Genomic DNA, 22,471 nt, shown 5'->3' on the forward strand with positions numbered 1-22,471 from the left:
CGGCTCAGACCAGCGCTTCTTCGAGGAGTTCGAGCGGGTGACTGATCTCGTAGCCCGTTCCGTGTTCCATCTGCATCGCGCAGGTCGGACACTCGGTCATCCCGGTCTCGCCGTCGGCACTCTCCATGTGTTCGAACATCTCTTCGCCGATTTCCATCGAGTAGTCGTACTTCTCCTCCTTCCAGCCGTAGGTGCCCGAGATCCCCGAACAGGAGTCGCCGACGTCCTCGACCGTCGCGCCGTCGAGGTCGGAAAAGAGTTCGATCGCCTGCCGGTCGATTCCCTGGTTCCGGGCGTGACACGGCGCGTGGTAGGCGAACTCGCTCGCGTCGACCTCGGCTGCGGCGAGTTCGCCCTCCAGATCCTCGTGGAGGCGGAGGTACTCGACGGCCTCGTAGGTGTGGGCGGCGACCGAGTCGATCCCGTCGAGATCGAACAGTTCGGGGTACTCCTGGCGCAGCGCCATCGAACACGACGTGCAGGAGGCGACGATGTCGGCTCCGCCGTCGATCGCCGCCGCGAGGTTCTCGACGTTGGTCTCGGCGTGTCGGCGCGCGTCGCCGAGCATTCCGTTCGCGAACATCGGCGTTCCCGAACATTTCTGTGGCGGGACCAGCACCTCGTACCCGAACTCCTCGAACACGTGGACCATCGCTTTCGCGACCTCGGGCGTGTTGAAGTTCGAGTAACAGCCGTGGAAGTACGCGACCTGTTTGTCCGGATTTCCGACGTGTGCGCCGCCGCGTTCGACCCACCACTCTCGGAAGGTCTGGTCGGCGAACGCGGGGAACTCGCGTTCTTTCGTGACGCCGAGCGTTGCCTCCATCAGCCAGCGCGCGGGCCCGAAGTTCATCGCGCGGTTGGCGAGCCACGGGACCTTCGAGGCGAGCCACGCCGACGTCCGGTAGTTCGCGAGCACCCGATTGCGAACCCGCTCGACGAGTCCGTCGGTCCCATTCCGAACGATTTCGAGCGCTTCGCGCGGTTCGCCCTGCCGGAGCGCGGCGAGCGCCTCGCGCCCGAACCGCTGGCTCTCGACGTACTCCCCGCGAGCGGTGTTGTGCATCTGGCTCAGCGGGACGGAGGAGGGACAGGCGTCGTCACACCGCATACAGTTCGAACAGCCCGTGATCGAGTCGTCGATCTCGTGGCCCTCCTTGCGTTTGAGCCGCCACTGCTCGGGCCCCTGGAACTTCGGTCCCGGGAACTCGTCGTCGACCTCGGCGACCGGACAGGACGTATCGCACGTCGAACATTTGTAGCAGTCGTCCGATCCCGATCGGAGATCCATGTCGGTCGTCTCGAACACTTCTACCGGCTCGAACTCGTCCGTGGAATCTGCATCACTCATTGTGGTAGCTCGTCGAATCACACCGCCTCGCCCGCCGCACGACCGGCAGCGTAGCCGGTCGCAAGCGAGATACCGCTGCCCGATTTCTCCGCCGCGAAGTCCGCACCACCGAGAACGCCCCCAGCAGCGCGAAGGTTCGCGTACTCGATACCCCCGTCGGCGTCGAGCGGTCGCAACTCCGCATCGACATCGACGCCGAAGCGTGCGAACGGATGGTCGCCGAACGCCTCGTCGACGAACCACTCGTAGCGGTCGTCGGGGTGGGGAACGTGACAGTCGAAGATCGGTTCGATCACGCCGTCGCGGTCGGAGTCGATCCCCTTGCCGACGAGGCCGCCGGTGGCGAGCACGAACTCGTCGGCGTGGAAGGGGGCTCGCTGGCCGTTCCGATCCACGTACACCGCCTGTATCCGCTCGCCGTCGGCCTCGAAATCCACGACCGGGTTGCCGGTCGTCCGGCGAACGCCCGCATCGTCGAGCGCTGCCGTAAACAGCCGTTCGAGCCGGAGCCCGGGGAGGCTCGGCGGCCCCATCGGGACCTCGAAAACGTCGACCCCGAGGCGGGTTTCGAGCGCTGCCCGAACGTCGCTCGACTCGTCGTCGCCGAGCACCGCCGGGAACCCCACTCGTTCCGCACCGTCGAGGTGGGGGTCGACCGCCGTGGCGAGCGCCCGCCGCGCACCGGTCGTCCCGGCATTCGTCTCGATCGCCTCGTCACGGTCGAGCGCGTGCGCAAAGCGCGTCACCCGCGAATCGGCCCGGAACGCGCCGGGGAACGGGACCGTGACGCCGCGTGTCGCCGCAGGGACGCCAGCAGCGTCGAGGTGGTCGGCGGCGAGCGGCGCGTCGAACGCGGTCAGGGTTTCGAAGCCCACGAGCAGCGTTTCCCGGGGATCGCTCGCCAACCCAGCAGCCGCGCTTTCGGGATAGCGCGCAGTCGGTTTCACCGTTCCCCCGTGAGTCGGCACGAGCGCGTTCGCGTCGGTGTGATCGCCGTAGTAGGCGTCACCGACCACCTCGTCGAACAGGCCGAGTCCGTCCCGCACCGCGTCGACGCCGACCCGTTCGTAGGGATGGCCCGCCGGAAGGGCGGCGAGCGCACCGAACGGCTCCGCGACCAGTTCGCCATCTGGGGTGTACCCCAGAACGTCGACGAGACCGCTCGCGTGCCGGAGCGTGCTCTTCTTGTGGGAGACGAGTCGCACCCGTGCGCCCTCGCGGGCCGCCCGGAGCGCGCTCGTCATCCCCGCGAGGCCGCCGCCGATCACGCAAACGTCGTCCTCAATCGCCACGGTTGACCCCCTCTCCGTCGGTCGCTGCGTCGGCGGCCGACGTGGACGGCCCTGCATCGAATCGGTCGTACTCGATCGTTTCCTCGCGCGCAGCCGGGTCGTGGTCGCGGTTCATCGTGGTCGCGTGAAGCGCGTGGTTCAACATCGCCTGGGAGAGCTGTTCGCCCCAGAGCGCGTGGCGCTGGCCCTTCCAGCGCTCGGCGTAGAGGTCATCGAGCGCGGCGCGCGTGGTGGCCTCGTCGTGGTCGGGATGCAACAGAGAAGCCATCCGATGTGCACAGAACCCACCCTGACAGTTGCCCATCGAGGCACGGGTCCGGATGCGGGTGGCGTTCAGGTCGGTGCCAGCGTCGTCGATCGCGTCCTCCAGTTCCGCGCGCGTGACCGCCTCGCACGTACAGACCACCGGGTTCGGATCGTCGGTCTTCAGGACCCTGTCGGCCTTGCTCCCCAGCCGTTCGGTGCTCCGGCGACCGATGGGCGATCGCAGCCCGAACTCCTCCATGTAGTCCCGGAGCACGGAGAAGTCGTTGCTCCCCGGTAGCGGCTCGTCGGCGGTTCGGCAGGGGGCGTCGACGCCGAGTTTCCCGCAGACGTGATCGGTGATCTGCTCGGCCATCAACCGATAGGTCGTGAACTTCCCGCCCACGATGGTGGTCATGCCGGCGAGGTCGTCGCGATCGGCGTGATCGAGCAGGAAGAACTGTCGCGTGATGTCGGTCGGGTCCGTGGTGCCGGTGTCCGGCGGTTCGTACAGCGGGCGGACACCCCAAAAGGATCGGAGCGTGCGCGCCTCGCTCAGGATCGGCACGAGCTCCGAGAGGGTGTCGATCATCATGTCCACCTCCCACTGCTCCTCGGGGTAGTCGTCGGGATCTTCGACCTCCTCGTCGGTCGTGCCGAGGATACACGCCGTCTCGTGGGGCACCACGATATCGGCGTCGCCCTTCGGTCGACATCGATTGACCACGGTATCGACCTGCCGGCAGTTCATCACCGTCATCACGCCCTTCGACGGGCGAACCTCGACCTCGACGCCCGCCATCGCTCCTAACTGGCCGGCCCACGCGCCCGTCGCGTTCACGACGTGGTCGGCCTCGATACGCTCGGTGGTGCCAGGATCGCGGTGGGTGCGCTTGCCGGGACCGCTCGCGTGACGCACTTCGACACCTTTGACTTGCCCGTCCTCGACGAGCACGTCCGTGACCTCGGCGTGGGTTTCGATGCGCGCACCGTGTTTCTCCGCGTCGGCGGCGTTCGCGACACAGAGCCGGAACGGATCGATGGCTCCGTCGGGGACCCGGATCGCGCGCTCGACATCACGCGCGAGATACGGCTCGATCTCGCGAGCCTCCGCACCGGAGAGCACCTCCGCCGGGATTCCACACTCCCGACAGCCCGCGAGTTTCTCCTCGAAGTACTCGTCCGGATCGCCGGGTTTCTGGACGAACAGCCCGCCGGTCATCTCGACCGTGTGGCTCGCGATCTCCCGGAGCACGCGGTTCTCGGCGATACACTCGGCGGCGCTCTCTTGATCCGAGACCGCATACCGCCCGCCGCTGTGGAGCAGCCCGTGCATCCGCCCGGTCGTGCCGTGAGTGAGGTTGCCCCGTTCGACGAGCGTGACGTCGACGCCGCGCATCGACAGGTCACGAGCGATACCGCAGCCGGTCGACCCACCCCCGATGACGAGCACCTCCATTTCACGTCCCATCCAATCGTTTCGGTGATCGTCCCGTCGCCACTTTACTTTATCGGGCATTCCGATACCAGCAGTAAAATTTATTTCTGCTGTGTGATTTGATGACGATTACCGTTCTCGGATATCACGGCTGACAGCGGCGATCCGTCGATCCGACAACGGTTTCGTCCGGAGACAGGGTTCCGAGCTCGTCGACCGCGCACGCAAAGTTTATGCCTTCCTGCGGACGCTTTACCCCCGGAACCGCGCTATCGGTAAACAACTTCCCGGGCGGGCCGAAGGCGTCGGCCCTTGCCGTCCCGTGAGGTCACCGGTAGTTCCGAGCGGGGCGATAGCCGGTGACGACCACGATGGACCTCACAGCCCGTATCCGCCGACGACAGCGCTCGGGGAACGACTCGCGGCTGGTGCTCGATTACGATGCGATCAGCCCCGTCGCCCACCTCGGAGAGCCGACTGGTCGAGGATCGGTACTCGAACGCCTCCTCGACTACGTCGATCCGGTGTTCGACGGGGAACTCCCGCCGAACGCGTACGTCTGGGGGCCCCCCGGAACGGGGAAGTCGGCAGTCGTCACCGCGCTGTTCGCCCGGCTCGGACGGCTGCATTCGCCGTCGAGATCGGTCATCCACACCTCGACCCGTGGCGGGACGGGCACGACGCCCGATCTCGTGTACGTCGACGCGCGCCACGCGAGCAGCGACTTCGGGCTGTATCGGACGGTGCTCGACGCGGTGCTCGACGAGTCCGTTCCGGAACACGGCGTCGGCACGGACGCGCTCCACGCGCGCCTGACCGAGTACCTCGCGCCCTACGAACGTCGCGTCCTCGTCGCCATCGATCACGTCGGCGAGCCCGGAGCGCGCCCACTCTCCGAGATCGTGGCGGCGTTCGCGGACGACGCGTCGCTCTCGTGGCTCGTCGTCGGTCGACCGTCGCCGTCGACGCTTCCCGATTCCGTTCGGCCGCCGGAGCACATCGAGGTGCCCGCCTACCGCGATCTCGCGCTGGTGGACGTGCTGACGGCTCGTGCGTCGGAAGGAATGGCTCGCCAGGCCGTCGAGCACGAACAGCTTCGACGGCTCGCGAGCTGGGCCGACGGCAACGCCCACGACGCGCTCTGTGCGCTGTTCGTTGCGGCGGACGAGGCCGTCGCCGAAGGGAGTACCCGGCTTCGCGAACGCGACCTCCGCACCGGGATGAACGCCGTTCCCCGCCCGTCGGTCTCGCTCGGGCGGGTGTTCGCGCTGCCGGACAACCGCCAGCGGGTGTTGCGCCGCCTCATCGACATCGACGCGGGGCAATGCGGTTCCGTCGATGCCGCAGCCGATGCCGTCGCCGCGTCGCCGAACATCGATCTGTCGGCAGGAACCGTGAAACGCTTGCTCTACGAGATCGCGAACGACGGCATCGCCGAGCGCGTCACCAGCGACCGCGCGTCCGAGAGCGTCGGTCGGCCACCGAGCCGGCTCGAACCCCGATTCCCGACCACGGTCTTCCGGCGGCTCTACGACCTGTCGAACGCGTAGCGCACCGCAGCCTCGTGGTTGGAGTAGCCACGTACCGATCAGGACGGCGTCCCGTCGTCGATTCGTCGAAAGTACCCGAGGATTTATAATGGTACACTATGGTGTTTACGGACGAAGCACCGCCACTAGTAAATAATGGCTGGATGGATTCCAGAATCAGACCGAAGGGACACCACATGACATCCGATACATACGTCGGCGCGATCGATCAGGGAACGACCGGCACGCGGTTCATGATCTTCGACCACGGCGGCGAAGTGGTCGCACAGGCCTACGAGAAACACGAACAGATCTACCCCGAGCCGGGGTGGGTCGAGCACGACCCCGTAGAGATCTGGGAGAAGACCCAGGCCGTCGTGACGGAGGCACTCGACAGTGCCGGGCTCGACGCCGGCCAGCTCGAAGCGCTCGGGATCACCAACCAGCGTGAGACCACGCTGATCTGGGACCGCGCGTCGGGACGGCCAATCTACAACGCGATCGTCTGGCAGGACCGTCGAACCACCGATCGTGTCGAGGAGCTGGAAGAAGCAGGGAAAGTCGAGGACATCCGGGCGAAGACCGGGCTCGAAGCCGACGCGTACTTCTCGGCGACCAAGGCCGAGTGGCTGCTCGACAACGCCGACCCGCTCAAGACCCAGGGTGCCCAGCCCGCCGACCTCAGGGATCGTGCCGCCGCCGGCGAACTCTGTTTCGGGACGATCGACACGTGGCTGATCTGGCAGCTCACCGGGAATCACATCACGGACGTCACGAACGCCTCCCGGACCATGCTGTTCGACATCCACGACATGGCGTGGGACGACGAGCTCCTGGCGGAGTTCGATGTACCCCGTGAGATGCTCCCCGAAGTCCGACCGTCCTCGGACGACGACTTCTACGGAACGACCGATTCTGATGGATTTCTCGACGCGGAAATCCCGGTCGCGGGCGCGCTCGGTGACCAGCAGGCCGCGCTGTTCGGCCAGACCTGTTTCGACGAGGGCGACGCGAAGAACACCTACGGCACCGGCTCCTTTTTCCTTCTCAACACGGGCGACGAGGCCGTCGAGAGCGATCACGGCCTCCTCACGACGGTCGGGTTCCAGCGCTCGGGCGAACCCGTCCAGTACGCGCTCGAAGGCGCGATCTTCGTGACGGGCGCGGCGATCGAGTGGCTCGAAGACGTCGGCCTCATCAACAACGCCGCCCAGACCGCGGATCTCGCCCGCTCGGTGGATTCGACAGACGGGGTCTACTTCGTGCCCGCGTTCACCGGCCTGGGCGCACCCCACTGGGACGGGCGTGCGCGCGGGACGATCGTGGGAATGACCCGCGGCACCGAGAAGGCACACATCGTCCGCGCGGTGCTCGAATCCATCGCGTTCCAGACCCGCGACGTCGCCGAGGCGATGGCGGCCGACGCGGGTCTCGACATCAATAGCCTGAAAGTCGACGGCGGCGCGGTGAAAAACGACTTCCTCTGCCAGCAGCAGGCAGACATCGTTGGCACCGAGATCGTCCGGCCCGAGGTCGACGAGACCACGGCGCTCGGCTCGGCGTACGCCGCCGGCCTCGCCGTGGGGTACTGGGATGACCCCGAGGAACTCCGGGACAACTGGCGTGTCGACCGCGAGTTCTCCACCGACGACGAGGCGGACGTCGACGGGCGCTACGAGCGGTGGAGCGAGGCGGTCGACCGATCGCGCGACTGGGCGCGGGAGGCCTGAGATGGAGCACCTGTTGCTGCAGATCCCCGTCATCGGGGTGGAGGTCGAGGAGTTCGTGGTCCTGCTCATCGCGGCGCTCGCCGGCGGGGCCTTCGGCGCGGCGCTCGGAGCACTACCGGCGTTCGTCTTCACCGGGTTCGCGGTGTTCCTCGGTGAGGGACTCGCGATCCTCGAAGGGAATCTCGCCGGTGCCGGCGGCATCGAGGGCGACATCGCCACCGGCGTGACTGGCACGATCGGCTTCGGGATGGTGTTCGGGCCGCACATCGCCTTCGCCGGCGGGGTAGCGGCGACGGCGTACGCCGGCAAGAAATACCCCGAGATGAACCCTGCCGGGTGGGACTACCACTTCGGGAAGGACATCCTGTACGCGTTCGGGACGAAACCCGACATCCTCGCGGTCGGTGCCGTCTTCGGGGCCGTCGGGATGCTGATCAATCAACTGGCAAGCGGGATCGGGTTCCCGACCGACGGGATCGCGCTCTCGGTGTTCCTGACGGCGATGCTCGCCCGCGTCGTCTTCGACTACCCGTTGATCGGCTCGACGGGCGGTTCCTCGCTCCTCGACATGTCGCCGTTCGAGCGCGAGGAGGAACGGGCGGTGGCGGACGGCGGGACGGACGTCCGGCTGGCGACCGAGCCGTGGCTCCCCCACCAGTACAAGTGGTCCGGCGTCGCCGTGATCGGGCTGGTCGGCGGTATCCTCGGCGGGTTCATCTGGATCGAAACCGGGAGCGTGTTCCTCGGGTACGCGTTCTCCGCGATGAGTCTGTTGTTCCTCAACCTCGGTGTCGAGAAGATTCCAGTCACGCATCACATCACGCTGTTGGGATCGGTGGGTGCCGTCGTCGCGACCGAGATGATCGGCGGGCCGGTTGCAGCCATCATCGTTGCCGGCGTCTTCGGCGCGATCAGTGGCCTCTTCGGCGAGATGACCCAACGGATCTTCTACTCACACTCGGGAACGCACGTCGATCCGCCGGCGATGGCGATCGCGCTGTTCATGTTCATCATCGGGGTGCTCTACCTCGTCGGCATCATTCCCACCTCGGGCTACCTGGGGCTCTAAAACCATGTCACACGTCGCAGAACAACCCGAACTGTACGTCTGTCGGGGCTGTCAGAGCGTGTTCGTCGGAGACGTCTCGGAAGGGCCGACCCCCGAGGATCACGTGTACAGCGCGCCCGGAGAGTGTTCCGGGTGTGGCAACACCGAGTTCATCGAGATCGAGGAGTACCCACACTTCGGCTGAGGGATCGCCGGGACGCTCCCGACCGAGAGATGTGATCGCACGGTACGGATGGGGCCCCCGAACGGTCGCCCGAAGCGGCGGCGGGACGAGCACTGAGAGTAACGAAAGGTAGTTGCTTCGCGAACGCCGGAGTCCAGTATGCGCATCGCCGTGCCCAACAAGGGCCGCCTGCACGATCCGACGATCGACGTGCTCGAACGCGCCGGGCTCCACGTCGCCGACGGCGCTGACCGGAAGCTCTACGCCGAGACGGTCGATCCCGAGGTCACAGTCCTGTTCGTTCGCGCCGCCGACATCCCGGAGTACGTCGCCGACGGGGCGGCCGACGTCGGGATCACGGGGTTGGACCAGGTCCACGAAGCCGGAGTCGACCTCCACGACCTGCTCGATCTCGGCTACGGCTCCTGTCGATTGGTACTCGCCGCCCCCGAGAAAAGCGCGGTCGAGTCGGTCGACGATCTCGCCGGCGGCACCGTAGCGACAGAGTTCCCGAACGTCGCTCGCAACTTCTTCGCCGAGCGAGGGATCGATCCCGACATCGTGGAGGTCTCGGGGGCAACGGAGCTCACACCCCACGTCGACGTCGCCGACGCGATCATCGACATCACCTCGACGGGGACCACGCTCGCGGTCAACAACCTCGCGATCGTCGAGGAGGTGCTCCAGAGTTCGGTGCGGCTGGTCGCCCGCCCCGACGTCGTCGACGACCCGAAAGTCGAGGAGGTCGCGACCGCGCTCGCGTCGGTGATCTCGGCCGACGACAAGCGCTATCTGATGATGAACGTCCCGACCGACCGCCTCGACGACGTTCGCGAGGTCATCCCCGGTCTCGGCGGGCCGACGGTGATGGACATCGCGGGCGAGGACTGGGTCGCGGTCCATGCGGTGGTCGACGAGGACGACGTCTTCGCGACGATCAACGACGTCAAGGGAATGGGCGCGAGCGACGTTCTCGTGACCGAGATCGAGCGCCTCGTCGAGTAACGGCCGCGCCGGAGAACCCGATCGGCGATGGCGACCAGCGATCACTCGAGGGCGTCAGGTCGGGGCGGTCCCGATCAGCCGATAGGCACTGAGAACGACGAACAGCAGGAGGATACTCACGACGACGTGGACGAGGGTGACGAGGCCCGTCGTCCGAAGCCGCAGTCGATAGACGTACCGGATGAGAGCGAAATCGACCGCGATCGCCACGACGAACGCGATCAGTCCGTACTGCTGGAGGGCGACGACGATCACCGCGAGCACGAGACCGATCACGCCCGCCCGCCGAAGCGGGACGTCGCCGAGCACGTTCCGTGCGGCGATGTGGGCCGTCAGCGCGTACGCCCCTGCCGCGAGGAGAAAGGTGCCGAGATAGGCGAGCGGGCCGCCCGTAGTCGGGGAAACCTGTAACACGGCGGTCCCGATCATGGACGGCGATCCGCCCCGCGGCGGCTTGTGTCTGGCTATTTCCGTCGGTGAGACGTCCCGTGAGCACGAGTGACGCGTGCGCTGCCGGCTGTGTACTCACGCAACGATACGCTACCACGGGGTGGTGCAGTTCGGTAGTTCGGTCAGTTTCGTACCGACGACAGATCGTGCCAGTTCTGGGGGTATCGAGGCACAGAACTATATTCAACGTACCGATAGCTCTACGTGATGGCGGATACGATCCCTCTTGGAATTGCTGGCGTGGTACTTCTCCAGTTCGTTCTCGGGGGTTTCGTCTACATGGACGCCAATCGGCGCGAGCTCGATTATTCCGGACTGTATTTTTATGGTGTCTCGATCCCGCTCGTCGGATTCCTTATCCTTGCAGCGTATCTCTCGCGGCGCAAGGAGTTGCCGACCCGGGATCTCGCTCCACCGACGACAACCGAGACAGCAGGTGAGGCAGTCTGGACCATCGAAAACCGAGGGCTTCGTCGACTTCCCCGGCGACTCGTGTACACCATCCAGGACGGGCAAACACTCTGGCAGGTGGCAGTCACCGGCTCGCCGATCCTGTTGATCCTCGCCGTCCTCGTGGATGCACGCATCGCCATCGTGCTGTCCTGGTTCTGCTGTCTGTTCTGGCTGACGTATCTGGGCACCGCCAATGCGTTCACCGACACGACCATCCGACTCGATCTAGCGGACGGCACGATCGAAGTGACGTGGCGGGGCGGAGACCACCCGCTTTCGCCGAGCGGTTCCGAACAGGAAATCGATCTCGCCGGCGTCCAACGAGTGGAGCTCCGTCGTGTCGGTACGCAACCGCTGGCCATACTCCGGTACGAAACCCGATTTTCCGTCAGTCCGAGATCGGTTCTCGTTCCCACCAGCCAGTTGGATGTCCTCCGAGAGATGCTCTCTTCGCACGACATCCCGATCCGTGATCGTATCGAAGAAGGGACCAGCAGAACCGTCGTCCGACGACGGAACGCAGAGGGTCTGCTCTCGCTCGTCGGCATCCCGTTCGGTGCCGGGTTCGTCTGGCCGCAGTTCTTTTTCGCTGGACCGATAGTACCTCTCGCGTTCTTCATCGCGCTGTGGCTCGTGGTGAAATGGTCCATCGGCATCTTCGACCGCATTCGATCCCTCCTCACAGCATTCTCTGATCAATACTGACGACTGAATCGTGTTCGGTTCTGGATACTGACCGAATCCCCGAACGTTTTCGCACACTTCCCATACGCATATGTGTGAGCAGTGCTACTGGTCCGGCATGAGCACGCCTACCGACGACGCCGCGCCGATCTCACTCCGGCGCGCGGACTTCCTCGCCGTGCTCTGGGCTGCGATGGGCATCTTTTCGCTGGTGAGCGCGTTCGGAGACGGGGTGCCGAACGAACTGGTGTCGGCCGACACTTTCTTTCTCGCCAATGGGCTCTTCATGTTCGGGATGGCAGTGTACTATCACCGCCGTCCCGATTCCATCCGCCGAGGACACGAACCGACTCCAACGTCGTGGCTCGTCCTTGGCGGTGCGGTGATCAGCGTGCTCGCGCTCTTTTTCCTCGTGGTGGTGGCAGTGCAGGCCGGACTCTGAACCGATCGAACGCCCTACTGAATTCCTAGGTTACTCGGCGTCGTCAGTCGCACCCACGACGGCGGTGGCCTCGATCTCCACGAGGAGGTCGGGATCGATCAGCCGTGCAACCTCGACCATGCTGGTCGCGGGCCGAACGTCATCGAAGACCTCACGGTGGGCCGCACCGATCGCTTCCCAATCGTCGATATCGGTGACGTAGAGGCGAGTGCGAACCACGTTCCCGATCGCCGTGCCCGTGTCTTCGAGCGCACGCTCGATGTTCGAGAGCGCGTGGACGGTCTGTTCGTACGGATCGCCCACACCGACGATCGCACCACTGTCGTCGGTCGCAGTCGTCCCCGAGACGTGGACCTGGGACCCGACACGCACGGCGCGCGAGTAACCCACCTGCGATTCCCACTCGGTGCCGGTCGAGACGCGCTCGCGGTGCATCACCTCGATCGTCCACCGGCCAGGAGCAAAAACACGGCGGCGTCACTGCTGCAACGACACCGCTCGATCCATCACCACTGACGATCCCATCGCAGGCATTTGCAGACGATAGGTACATGATGACATGAGCCATAGTAGTGAGTATGACCAGGGCTGACGATCTCAGGCGGGAACACGACGCCGAGAATCGAGATCAGGACCGATACGCGTGCGAGAGCTGTGGCGTACCGCTGGAGACCGACGAGACGTGTCCGGAGTGTGGCGGCACCGACATCGTGCCGATGGCGGAGATCATCAACCCGGATTTCAGGGAGTGAGAAGGACGCAGAAATCGCGACAGAGAAGCGTTACCCGTCGAGGAGGCCGAGATCGTCGAGTCGGTCGGTGATCTTGTCGACCGCGTGTTCGGCGTCGGCAGGCTCCTTCCCGCCAGTGATGACGAGTTTGCCCGATCCGAACAGCAGCGCGACGACCTCGGGATCGTCGAGCCGGTAGACGAGGCCGGGGAACTGCTCGGGCTCGTACTCGATGTTTTCGAGACCGAGCCCGATCGCGATCGCGTTCAGATTCAGCGTCTTCTGGAGGTCGGCGCTCGTGACGATGTTCTGGACCACGATCTCGGGGTCGTCCTCGACGCGGATCTCGAGGTCGCGGAGCTTGTCGAAGACGATCTCCAGACTCTCGTGGACGTCGGCGGTGCTTTTCGCCCCGGTACAGACGATCTTGCCCGACCGGAAGATCAGCGCGGCGGATTTGGGCTCCTGGGTCCGGTAGACGAGGCCGGGGAACTGTTCGGGGTCGTAGTCGGCCCCTTCGAGGTCCATCGCCACGCTCTGGAGATCGAGCTCCTGGCCGATACCCGTCGACGCCACAACGTTCTCGATGTTGATCGTCTCCTTTGGGTCTTGGGCAGACATGACTCGTCTTAAAGCTCGTATTTAAGGCTTATAAATATTGGTGTCACAGGCTGATAGGTCGCGGTGACGACCGCTCCGCCGATCAACAGCGTCATACTCCACACCGACTCACCTCCGCGCGTGTACGTGTTCGAACTCGGTGGCGAGGACGACGCGTTCGCCGCCCGCGAGGCGGCGAGCGCGGCGGCCGCTGTCGAGGTCGTCGTACCGGGGCTCGCGCTCGCTCGCGAGGTCGAACACGAACGGGTCCGAACGCTCGCGTACACCCACCGGGCGAGTCGAGTGCTCGGCCGAACCGATGCCACCATCGCGGACGCCACGGCACTCCTCGGCGACGCGACGCTCGATGTCGAAGGAACGGTCGCGGTCCGGGCACGCGACGTGCGCCGCACGACGGGCATCGATACACAACTGGTCGAACGACGCCTCGGTGGCGTGCTCACCGACCACGGGTTCGCGGTCGATCTCGACGACCCCGACCACGAACTCCGAGCGCTGTTCGCGGACGGGACCTGCATTCTGGGGTGGCTCGTCACGGAGAGCGTTCGGGATTTCGGCCCGCGCAAACCCACCAAGAAGCCCTTCTTCAAACCGGGATCGATGGACCCGCTGCTCGCGCGTGCCCTCGTCAACATCGCGGGCGCGCGGTCCGGAAACCTCCTCGTCGATCCGATGTGCGGCACGGGAGGGATACTCGTCGAGGCGGGACTCGTCGAAGCGGACGTCGTCGGCTTCGACGCCCAGGCGACGATGGCCCACGGTGCGGCCCGGAATCTCGCACACTACCTCGATGGGGAAGCTGATCCCGAGTTCGCCACCGCGCGATCCGACGCAACCCGCCTGCCGCTTCGCGACGATGCGGCCGACGCGGTGGTGTTCGACGCACCGTACGGCCGTCAGTCGAAGATCGAGGGCGATCTCGATGGCGTGGTGGCGGGCGCGTTCACGGAAGTACGGCGGATCGCGGAGCGGGCGGTGGTGGTCGGTGATCGACCGTGGACGACCGCGGCGCGCGAAGCGGGGTGGACAGTCGAGACGACGTTCGAGCGCCAGGTCCACCGCTCGCTGGTGCGCCACATCGCGGTTCTCGACTGAGAGGAAGATCGCTGATATCGAGCGCTACTCTCGGCGAATCTCGGCACGCTGGCCCTTCTCGATCGACGCGCCGACCGTGTTTCCCCACTCGACCCACGAGCCGTAGTAGTTGCGCACGTCGTCGTAGCCGAGGAGTTCGCTGAGGACGAACCACGTCAGCGCCGAGCGTTCGCCGATACGACAGTAGGTGATGACCTCGGTTGCCGGATCGAGGCCCGCCTCTCGGTAGAGCTCCCGCAGCTCCGCCCCGGGTTTGAAACAGCCGTCGTCGTCGACGACCTGGCTCCACGGGACGTTCACCGCCCCTGGGATGTGACCGCCGCGCTGAACGCCCTCGTTCCAGCCCGGTGGAGCGAGGATCTCGCCGCGGTACTCCTCGGGGGTGCGAACGTCGACGAGCGGGACGCCACGACCCATCGCGTCCTCGACGTCCGGTCGGTCCGCCCTGACAGCGCCGTTCGTCGTCGTCACTTCGTACGACCGACCGGTGAATCGGGGCACGTCGGTCGTCACCGGCAGATCGCGGGCCCGCCAGCGATCACGGCCGCCGTCGAGCAGGCGAACGTCGTCGTGGCCGTAGTAGATGAACAGCCAGTAGGCGTAGGCGGCGAACCAGTTCATCATGTCGCCGTAGATGACGACCGTCGAGTCGGCGGTGATGGCGGCGTCGCCGAGCAGCCGCTCGAAATCGGTTCGCGTCGGGACGTCGAACGTCGTGGCGTCCTGGAGGTCGCGCTCCCAGTCGATCTTCGTCGCTCCCGGCACGTGGCCCGCGTCGTAGTTGCTCGGATCGATGTCGACCTCCAGCAGCCGAAGCGAGGGATCGTCGCGCTCGAACCCGTCGAGTCGCTCGTTCACCCACGCGGTCGAAACGAGCACGTCGTTCGCGTAGTCGCTCATCCGGTGACCCACCTCGTACCGCGAGACGCATTAACCTCGTGGCGAGAGGTGCCAGAAGCGAGACCGCGTCGGCGCGAACTCACTCACCCTCCCCCCGATCTCGGAGCCATCGGTCGTCGGTCCCGTCCCCGACGTACCGACGCGCGAGTCGGGTTTCGGCCTGTCGGAGCCGGTAGGACAGCGTCGATCGCGGCACCGAGAGCGTATCGGCGAGGTCGTCGAGGGTCGTCCCCCGTGGCGTCTCGTAGTACCCACTCTCGACGGCGGCGCGCAGCGCCGTCCGCTGCTCGTCCGGCATCGAGAGCGTCGTGAGCGAGTCGCGTTGCCAGCCGTCGGCGTCACGGAGATGGCCCATCCGGAAAGTGAGCCCGTCGCGGAGGCGCGCACCGATCTCGTCGTAGAGCACCCCGACCTTCGCGTCCGAGCGCATCAGCACCCGCCACTGGTGGCGCGAGCCCTGGCGGCGAGTCTCGAAGACCAGCCCCGACGGGAGGTGGTTGCCGGCGAGCGTATGCACCGACTCGCACGCCGCGATGTCTTCGAGATACGTGTAGATTACGAGCTCGTCGGCAGATCGTTCGAGCACGTCGTGATACCGGGCCGCCTCGCAGTCCTGTTCCGTGATCGACTCCCCGCATTTCGTCCCGTCGAAGCGAACGTCCTCGATCCGGTCGAGCGCACGCTCCGGCCCGGAGATCCGTTCGATCCGCCAGAACCGATCCTCGGTCACGAAGCCGTCGAGCGAGTGGGCCACGACCGACGGCCACTCGATGCAGACGTCCATGATGGGGTCGGCCCCGGCGTCGTAGTCGATGGCGAACGTGAACTCCCGCACTCGTGGAGACGAGTTGGCGCTCGACAAAAGGGTGCCGTCCGTGGACGGCCGAGAGACAGTCGACGGGGTGGGTCTCAGAACAGTCCGTTGACCACCAATAGGACGGTGGTGCTGACGGCGACCAGCCCGACGAGCACCACGAGGATCGGGCGGTAGCCGGTCGAGCGGAGGTCGTCGATATCGATTTCGAGTCCGAGTCCTGCGAACGCGAGCATGAACGCCCAGTCGGAGGCGTGTGAGAGCGACGTGATCGCGGGATCGCCGAGGACGCCGAGGTTGGCGACGACCATCACCCCCAGAAATCCGAGCACGAACTTCGGAAACGTCTTCCAGAGGTGGGCCACGCCGCCGGAGACGCTTTCGGCGACGCCCGATCCCTCCGTCCGTCGGGCGTAGTGGAGGGCGTAGCCGATGGCGGCGAGCCCGATCAATGCGTTCCGGGTGAGTTTGACGAGCAGTGCCCACTCGCCGGCAGTCTCGGAAAAGGCGAACCCGGCGGCGGTCACGGGCCCGGTGCTGAACATCGTGAGCCCGGCCCAGATGCCGAAGACGGTATCGGAGAGTTGGAGGACGTGGCCGACCAGCGGGTAGACGAACAGCGTCGCCGCGTCGAACAGCAACACCGTGGCGGCGGCGTAGGCGATCCGGGTTTCGTCGGCGTCGATACTTTCGGCGATGGCGACGACCGCCGACACGCCACAGATGCTCGATCCCGCGGCGAGCAGCGATCCGGTCTCCTCGTGGATGGCGAACACCCCGCGAGCGAGCGCTTCGACGACCACGAGGGTCGCGAGAACAGTACCAATAACGAGCAACAGGATGCTGGGCCCGGCGGCGAGAACCCGATCGAGTGCGACGCTCGCGCCCATCACCACGATGCCGGTTTCGAGCCAGACGTTGTGGGTCCCGACACCCGGCTGTGCCCACGAAGGGACGCCGTAGGTGTTGGCAATGACGATTCCGATGACGATCGCCACGATGAGGTAGTTCATCGAGGGCACCACCGATGCGACGGTGCGGGCAGCGAGGCCGATCACAACGAGCGCCACGAGTCCCGGCAGCAACCGTCGTATCCGCCTCACCACGGGATCGACACTCCCGCTTGGACGATCGCAACGAGAACCCCGCCGAGAACGACGGCCTGCCAACCGCTGTCGAGGTCGGTCCACCATCCCACGACGCCGGCGAGCGCCGGCACGCTGTCGTCCATCGTGTCTCCGGATCAGTCAGGGACGGTCATACGCGTTCGTTCGTCGTACGACAAGGTTGGCGCACGACGAACTGCACGTTACGACGAGCTGATCGAGAGACGCTGGCGGAACGTATCACCACGGGCTACCGATCGAGTTCGGCGAGCAGGTGCGAGAGATGAAGGCGGTCGTTGGTGCCCTCCGCGAGATCCATGTCGATCTCACCCGCGAGGCGGTGGAGCGCGGCGGCGTCCGGACCCACCGATCGTGATCGCGCGACACGGAGGAGTTCGGCGAGGACCTCGCCGCCGTCCATCCCTTCGTCGACGAGCAGGTCGTCGAGGGTCGACCGGGCGTCGGTGAACTCGCCGTCGGCAGCCTCAGTGATCATCGCCTCGATCCGGTCGTCGCGGCCCACGGAACCGAGCGCGTCGTAGGCGGCGTCCATCGTGATCTCGCCGACCTCCTCGGCGGTGGTCTGCGCGCCCAAGATCGCCCGCCGGAGATCGCCGTCGGCGGAGGCGGCGACGTATTCGAGACCGTCCACGTCGTGAGCCACGTCCTCGCGTGCGACGATCGATTCGAGGACGCCCACGATCTCGTCGGTGGTCGGCGCGCGCACCGGGATCGAAAAGCACCGCGAGCGGATCGGCGGGATCAGCTTCGAGGGCTGGCGCGTCGCGATGACGAACTGTGTCGTCCGATGATGGCGCTCCATCACCCGCCGGAGCGCCTGCTGGAAGTCCTCACGGATCCCCTCGGCGTTGTCGAGGAGCACGGTTTTGTATCCGCCAGACACCGGCGCGTAGCTCGCGGATTCCGAGAGCACGTGTTTGATGAGATCGGCCTTCGAGGAGTTGCGCCGGCGCTTCGGCGTGATGAACGACGCGAATCGAGGGTCGTTGCTCACTTCCTTTTTCGTCCGGCCGAAGACGTCGGCGACGTTCAGCTCCACCAGATCGTTGTCGGGGTCGGCGTGCGTTTGCTCGGCGAGCGCGCGCACCGCGGCGGTCTTGCCCGCACCCGATGGTCCGTGGAGGATCAGATTCAGCGGTTCGTCGATCGCGCGCTCCAGCGACTCCCGAACCGACGATTGGGGAAGATCGGCGAGCGCCGGCGCGTGCGTGTCGGTCCACAGCGGCCCGTCCATCGACGAGTGATCGGGACGCCACGAAGATGAATCGGTCGGTCGTGGCCGGCTGCGATTCCGGACTACTGCCCGGTGACCACGACGAGCACCACGAAGACGGCGAAGACGAGCGCGAGCACCGGGAACAGCGGGTTGTCGAGGATGCCCTCACGGCCGTCGCTCCCGCCACCGTAAGCGGTGGTCTCGTGATCCGACCCGCTCGCAGGATCGGGGGTGGACGTGGCTGGCTCGGTCGTCTCGGCCGTCTGGGTCGTGGTCGGTGTCAGCGTGGCCGACGACACGTTCGCTCCCGACGTGGTCGACGACGGCTGTGGGGCGGTCGTAGTGGATTCGCCCTGTGTCGGCTGCTGCGTCCCGTTCTCGGCGGTCGTCGGGGCGGCGACGCTCCCCGATGGCGTCACGGTCGTATTCGGCGCTTCGATGGTGACGACGCCCGAGGCGTTCACCGGTCCATCGTCGATGTACGGTTCGTCCTCACTCCCGTTGGAGGGCACGTACTGGAACTCGCGGTCGCCGTCGGAGTCGGTGTAGGCGGCCGCGCTGAGACGCATGTTCCGATCCTGTGCCGTGGCGTTCAGGCCGGAATCGTCGCTGCTGACCGGGACGGTGACGTTCGTGTAGCTGCCGGGTTCGAGATATCGGGTGGCCCCGATCACGCTCTCGGTCGCGTTCGAGTCGTTGTACGGACCCCGGTGAACACCGACGTAGCCGCCCTCGGGGAGCGTGACCGGCCCGACGGTGACGGTCGAGCCGTTCGTGGTTTCGTTCGGGAACGCGAGCGTCGCGTTCGTCGGTCGCTCGGCGGACGGCACCGTCACGCGGACGCGATCGGCGACCGGCGATCCGTTCGTGGTGTAGGCTCCGTCGGTATCCGCCGCGATCAGCCCATCGAACCGATCGTCGCCGTCGGTGTCACGGTGGATCGTGGCGACCAGCGTCGTGTTCGTGCTGAGACGGCTCACGTTCACGTCGGCCCCGGGAACGCCACGCAGCGTCACCCGGCCCTCGTGGGTGCCAGCACTGAGCGGCAGGCTTACCCCGACGACCGAGCCGTTCGACCCGGCCTCTTCGAGCAGGACGAACCCGCCGTCGGGGAGCGTGGCGGCTTCGATAGCAACCGACCGGCCGTCACGCGTCTGGTTCGCGACGGTGATCGAGGCGTTCGTCGTTGCGTTTGCGTCGTCGGTTTGCAACGCCGCCCCACCGGCCGAAATCGCGGGCGCGCTCCCAGCAGCCCCCGTCGTCATCGCGAGGCTCGCCGCTGCGAGCACGGCGAGCAGGAGGGCGCTGCGTCGTCGAATGGAGGTCATGCGAACAGCTCCGCCGGGGCGAACGCCGCGTGGCAGGCGGCCGCCCTCGTCAGCGTCATCACTTCCGGAATGAGAGGGACGGTTAAAAGCCCGACGATGTGTCCGACAGGTGTTAGCCACGCGTTTCGCGCAACCAGACAACCCCGCTCGCTGGCAGTCGTCGTGGTCGACGAGTGGTCGTCAGTCCCGTACGCGACATCAGGATACCCGAATTACTCTCGCAATCATCACCGACACATCCGACGAACAGTATAACCGCCCGGCACACGGAGTCGGCGGCGTGACCGCCCCGCTGTTCGGCGTCTACAACGATCCGGATCGGATGGCTGTCCTCGAACGGATGGAGCAGTGGCTCGGCACGTCCCACGCGATCCAGACGGTGTTCACGCCGTGGAGTCCGGGTGCCATCGACGAACTGTTCGATCGAATCCTCCCGTCGATCTGGACGGCGGGTCGCGTCCCGCTCCTCACGTGGGAACCGTTCACCCCGACGCCCGATGCGACACCGCCCGACGTCGCGGCCCGGATCGTTGCCGGCGAGTACGACGAGTATCTCGATCGGTGGGCCGACCGGCTGGCCACATGGCTCGCCGGCCCCGATAGCGAGCTGGGGACCGCGGACGACCGGCGGCTGTATCTCCGACTCGCCCACGAGATGAACGGTGACTGGTACCCCTGGAGCCCGACCGTCGGCGAAAACGATAGCCGAACGGCGGCCGATCCGTCGACGTACCGGGAGCTGTGGCGTCACGCTCACGATCGCATCGAGCGAGAAGGTATCGACGGCACGCACTGCCAGTGGCTCTGGTGTGTCAACCACGTCGACGTTGGCGGCGTGTCGATGGAGGACTGTTATCCGGGTGACGAATTCGTCGACTGGCTCGGCATCGACGGGTTCAACTGGGGGGATAGTCGGGAGTGGTCGGCGTGGCGCTCGCCCGCGGCGGTGTTCGACGATGCGCTCGATCGACTGACCCACCTCGCCGACAAACCGATCGCCGTACCGGAGTTTGCGAGCACCTCCCAGACCGCGAACGGCCACGACCCCGCACGGAAGGCGGCGTGGATCCGGGCGGCGTACGAGTATCTCGACGACGCAGAGGTAGCGCTGGCGTGCTGGTTCAACGAGGACAAGGAGACCGACTGGGCGGCGTTCGGCGGCGAGCGCGGAACCGAACGTGTCGCTGGCGAGCCATCCCACGAAGCGTACGCGACGTACAGAGGGGCGCTCGCCGGCGGTGACCGTGCGGAGCCACCGAGATCACGGATCGTGAGTGATGCGGCGTTTCTCGGGCGGGGTTAGAACTCGCCGGCGAACTCGTCGTCGGTCAACAGCGGCGGGTAATCGGGGAGCGCGCTGAGGAACCCATCGCGGGAGACCGATCGCTTGTACGCCTCGTAGGCGGCGTATTGGGTGCCCGAAGCCGAGACCTGTCCCGTCCCGCGTTCGCCGCCGAAGATCGCCCAGTCAGCCTCGTCGACCCCGGTCTTGTCGACGTTGAACCAGCACGTCATCTTGATGTCGTTCTCCTCGACGTACGTGAACGCGCTCTCGATCCACTCGGCCTTGCGTGCCGGTCGGGGCTCAGTGCCACCCTCTCCGCCGACGACCGAGGTCGAGGCGAACTCGGTCAGCGCCATCGGCTTGTCGGTCAGCTCGCGCAGCCGCCCGAGCATCGGGTCGAACAGCTGTGTTGGCGACTGCCAGCTCGAATACGACTCCGTCCCACCCCGATTGAACCCGTCGATCCCCACCCAGTCGACGTACTCGTCGCCGGGGTAGTACCGTTCGGTTTGCAGGTAAGAGGGGACCTGCTCGGCGTTCACCGCCCAGACCCACTGGACGTCCGTCTCGTCGAGATCGGTCTCGTCGAACGCGTCGTACAGCCGTCGCCACATCTCCACGTAGTCCTGTGGCGTTCCGGCTGTGGGGTTCTCGCCGCCGGTGGCGTTGCCGGTGTCTTCGACGGGCACAGGCGTCGACTCGATACGGCTCGAATCGACCGCACTCCACGGGAACCAGCTGCCGTTCATCTCGTGGGCGGGTCGGAAGTAAAACCGCCGCCCGCGTGTTTGGTCGCCTCGCGGGCGCGCCCACGATTCGAGCAGCGACGCCCATTCCGCGAGCTGGTCGTCGTACTCGCCCTCGGCGATCTCACGTTCGATCGCCTCGGAGGTCTGCTGTCGCTCGGGGACGAACGGCTGCCACGAGATCATCGGGACGTGGCCCGCCTCCCAGACGTTGGTGAGAGGCCCCTCGACGAACCGCCGTTTGTTCTCGGTCGGGCCGAGCGCATCGACGAACAGGAGGGCAACCGCCGGCGGCTGGCCGAGCCACTCCGTGAGGGGTGCGAGGTTCGAAGCGAAATCGGGGCCACCGGGATAGACGCCGGCGAGTGCTGCCCCCGAGCGCGTCGACGGCGCTTCGGGCGTTGCCGTCGCCGGCGAGGTGGTCGTCCCGGTCGAGTCGTTCGAACCGTTCGAGCCGGACGAGCCACCCATCCCGGCCGATCCGTTCGAACCGTCCGATCCGGATCCATTGCTTGAGCCGTTCTGGCCGGAACCACCGAGGGAATCGAACGGCGTCGCACAGCCGCTGGCTCCGAGGATTCCGGCAACGCCCGCCGCTCGCAGGAACGTCCGACGATTCATCTACTGGTTCGGGAATGGCTGCATGCCCCGTTAAAGATTGTGGTGCGACGGCCCGGGAGAAAACCCCCTGTTCCACCGGGGGAGCCGACAGCCGAGCGGCCGCCCGCGACGCCCGGATTCGCGTTTCGTGGCGACGAG

Annotated in this window: 23 protein-coding genes; 10 read left to right on the plus strand and 13 right to left on the minus strand. The window is 66.2% G+C overall.

Annotation, left to right across the window (positions count from 1 at the left end):
* Positions 1-4 precede the first annotated feature (4 nt).
* From PHA81_RS01425 to glpA, 3 genes are read right to left on the minus strand one after another with little or no spacing between them, the layout of a single operon-like run.
* Positions 5-1,351 carry an anaerobic glycerol-3-phosphate dehydrogenase subunit C gene (locus tag PHA81_RS01425; RefSeq protein ID WP_005045915.1) on the minus strand — a complete coding sequence of 449 codons (1,347 nt, stop codon included), beginning with the start codon at positions 1,349-1,351 and terminating at the stop codon, positions 5-7.
* A 17-nt stretch (positions 1,352-1,368) separates the two neighbouring features.
* A complete protein-coding gene (gene glpB, locus PHA81_RS01430) occupies positions 1,369-2,643 on the minus strand; it encodes a glycerol-3-phosphate dehydrogenase subunit GlpB (protein WP_005045912.1) in 1,275 nt (424 codons plus the stop codon).
* Complete coding sequence (gene glpA, locus PHA81_RS01435; protein ID WP_049910403.1) at positions 2,633-4,357, minus strand: anaerobic glycerol-3-phosphate dehydrogenase subunit GlpA; 1,725 nt, start codon at positions 4,355-4,357, stop codon at positions 2,633-2,635. Before glpA ends, glpB begins: the two co-directional genes overlap by 11 nt.
* Positions 4,358-4,695: 338 nt before the next feature.
* On the opposite strand from glpA, the gene PHA81_RS01440 reads away from it, so the two are divergent.
* From PHA81_RS01440 to hisG, 5 genes are all read left to right on the plus strand, one after another.
* Positions 4,696-5,874: an AAA family ATPase gene (locus tag PHA81_RS01440; protein ID WP_005045908.1), complete on the plus strand. Its 1,179-nt coding sequence runs from the start codon at positions 4,696-4,698 to the stop codon at positions 5,872-5,874.
* 176 nt (positions 5,875-6,050) lie between these two features.
* Positions 6,051-7,583 carry a glycerol kinase GlpK gene (glpK, locus tag PHA81_RS01445; RefSeq protein ID WP_005045905.1) on the plus strand — a complete coding sequence of 511 codons (1,533 nt, stop codon included), beginning with the start codon at positions 6,051-6,053 and terminating at the stop codon, positions 7,581-7,583.
* Between the two features lies 1 nt (position 7,584).
* A complete protein-coding gene (locus tag PHA81_RS01450) occupies positions 7,585-8,652 on the plus strand; it encodes a hypothetical protein (protein ID WP_005045903.1) in 1,068 nt (355 codons plus the stop codon).
* Between the two features lie 4 nt (positions 8,653-8,656).
* Positions 8,657-8,836, plus strand: a complete 180-nt coding sequence (locus PHA81_RS01455; protein ID WP_005045900.1) for a hypothetical protein — start codon at positions 8,657-8,659, stop codon at positions 8,834-8,836.
* A 138-nt stretch (positions 8,837-8,974) separates the two neighbouring features.
* The gene (gene hisG / locus PHA81_RS01460; RefSeq protein WP_005045898.1) at positions 8,975-9,820 is read left to right on the plus strand and encodes an ATP phosphoribosyltransferase; all 846 of its coding nucleotides are present in this window, start codon (positions 8,975-8,977) and stop codon (positions 9,818-9,820) included.
* Between the two features lie 54 nt (positions 9,821-9,874).
* On the opposite strand, the gene PHA81_RS01465 is transcribed toward hisG, so the two are convergent.
* A complete protein-coding gene (locus PHA81_RS01465) occupies positions 9,875-10,249 on the minus strand; it encodes a hypothetical protein (RefSeq protein WP_005045894.1) in 375 nt (124 codons plus the stop codon).
* 228 nt (positions 10,250-10,477) lie between these two features.
* Here PHA81_RS01465 and PHA81_RS01470 point away from each other — a divergent pair, with 228 nt between their 5' ends.
* Together PHA81_RS01470 and PHA81_RS01475 are read left to right on the plus strand one after the other, a co-directional pair.
* Positions 10,478-11,428 carry a hypothetical protein gene (locus PHA81_RS01470; protein ID WP_049910402.1) on the plus strand — a complete coding sequence of 317 codons (951 nt, stop codon included), beginning with the start codon at positions 10,478-10,480 and terminating at the stop codon, positions 11,426-11,428.
* A gap of 97 nt (positions 11,429-11,525) precedes the next feature.
* A complete protein-coding gene (locus PHA81_RS01475; protein WP_241430423.1) occupies positions 11,526-11,849 on the plus strand; it encodes a hypothetical protein in 324 nt (107 codons plus the stop codon).
* A gap of 30 nt (positions 11,850-11,879) precedes the next feature.
* Here the strand turns inward: PHA81_RS01475 and PHA81_RS01480 are convergent, their stop codons facing one another.
* Positions 11,880-12,284, minus strand: a complete 405-nt coding sequence (locus tag PHA81_RS01480) for a RidA family protein (RefSeq protein WP_005045885.1) — start codon at positions 12,282-12,284, stop codon at positions 11,880-11,882.
* A gap of 143 nt (positions 12,285-12,427) precedes the next feature.
* On the opposite strand from PHA81_RS01480, the gene PHA81_RS01485 reads away from it, so the two are divergent.
* The gene (locus tag PHA81_RS01485) at positions 12,428-12,601 is read left to right on the plus strand and encodes a hypothetical protein (protein ID WP_005045883.1); all 174 of its coding nucleotides are present in this window, start codon (positions 12,428-12,430) and stop codon (positions 12,599-12,601) included.
* A gap of 30 nt (positions 12,602-12,631) precedes the next feature.
* On the opposite strand, the gene PHA81_RS01490 is transcribed toward PHA81_RS01485, so the two are convergent.
* Positions 12,632-13,201: a TATA-box-binding protein gene (locus PHA81_RS01490; protein ID WP_005045880.1), complete on the minus strand. Its 570-nt coding sequence runs from the start codon at positions 13,199-13,201 to the stop codon at positions 12,632-12,634.
* A 120-nt stretch (positions 13,202-13,321) separates the two neighbouring features.
* On the opposite strand from PHA81_RS01490, the gene PHA81_RS01495 reads away from it, so the two are divergent.
* Positions 13,322-14,296 carry an RNA methyltransferase gene (locus tag PHA81_RS01495; RefSeq protein WP_049910400.1) on the plus strand — a complete coding sequence of 325 codons (975 nt, stop codon included), beginning with the start codon at positions 13,322-13,324 and terminating at the stop codon, positions 14,294-14,296.
* Positions 14,297-14,320: 24 nt separating this feature from the next.
* On the opposite strand, the gene PHA81_RS01500 is transcribed toward PHA81_RS01495, so the two are convergent.
* From PHA81_RS01500 to PHA81_RS01525, 6 genes are all read right to left on the minus strand, one after another.
* The gene (locus tag PHA81_RS01500) at positions 14,321-15,196 is read right to left on the minus strand and encodes a sulfurtransferase (protein ID WP_005045875.1); all 876 of its coding nucleotides are present in this window, start codon (positions 15,194-15,196) and stop codon (positions 14,321-14,323) included.
* 79 nt (positions 15,197-15,275) lie between these two features.
* Entirely contained in the window at positions 15,276-16,031 is a 756-nt protein-coding gene (locus PHA81_RS01505; RefSeq protein WP_273834828.1) for a helix-turn-helix domain-containing protein, read from the minus strand.
* Positions 16,032-16,105: 74 nt separating this feature from the next.
* Positions 16,106-17,116, minus strand: a complete 1,011-nt coding sequence (locus PHA81_RS01510; protein ID WP_049910391.1) for a putative sulfate exporter family transporter — start codon at positions 17,114-17,116, stop codon at positions 16,106-16,108.
* Positions 17,110-17,241, minus strand: coding sequence for a hypothetical protein (locus PHA81_RS01515; RefSeq protein WP_273834829.1), 132 nt, complete (start codon positions 17,239-17,241; stop codon positions 17,110-17,112). The genes PHA81_RS01510 and PHA81_RS01515 overlap by 7 nt, the downstream gene beginning before the upstream one ends.
* A 125-nt stretch (positions 17,242-17,366) precedes the next feature.
* Entirely contained in the window at positions 17,367-18,371 is a 1,005-nt protein-coding gene (locus tag PHA81_RS01520; protein WP_005045850.1) for an AAA family ATPase, read from the minus strand.
* 62 nt (positions 18,372-18,433) lie between these two features.
* Complete coding sequence (locus tag PHA81_RS01525; protein ID WP_005045848.1) at positions 18,434-19,681, minus strand: hypothetical protein; 1,248 nt, start codon at positions 19,679-19,681, stop codon at positions 18,434-18,436.
* 280 nt (positions 19,682-19,961) lie between these two features.
* Between PHA81_RS01525 and PHA81_RS01530 the strand changes: the two genes are divergently transcribed.
* Positions 19,962-20,984, plus strand: a complete 1,023-nt coding sequence (locus tag PHA81_RS01530) for a glycosyl hydrolase (RefSeq protein WP_005045847.1) — start codon at positions 19,962-19,964, stop codon at positions 20,982-20,984.
* Here the strand turns inward: PHA81_RS01530 and PHA81_RS01535 are convergent.
* Positions 20,981-22,333, minus strand: coding sequence for a glycosyl hydrolase (locus PHA81_RS01535; protein WP_005045844.1), 1,353 nt, complete (start codon positions 22,331-22,333; stop codon positions 20,981-20,983). The two genes, PHA81_RS01530 and PHA81_RS01535, sit on opposite strands and share 4 nt — an antisense overlap.
* Positions 22,334-22,471: the final 138 nt, after the last annotated feature.

The organism is Halococcus sp. PRR34 (assembly GCF_028617175.1).
Classification (GTDB): domain Archaea; phylum Halobacteriota; class Halobacteria; order Halobacteriales; family Halococcaceae; genus Halococcus; species Halococcus salifodinae.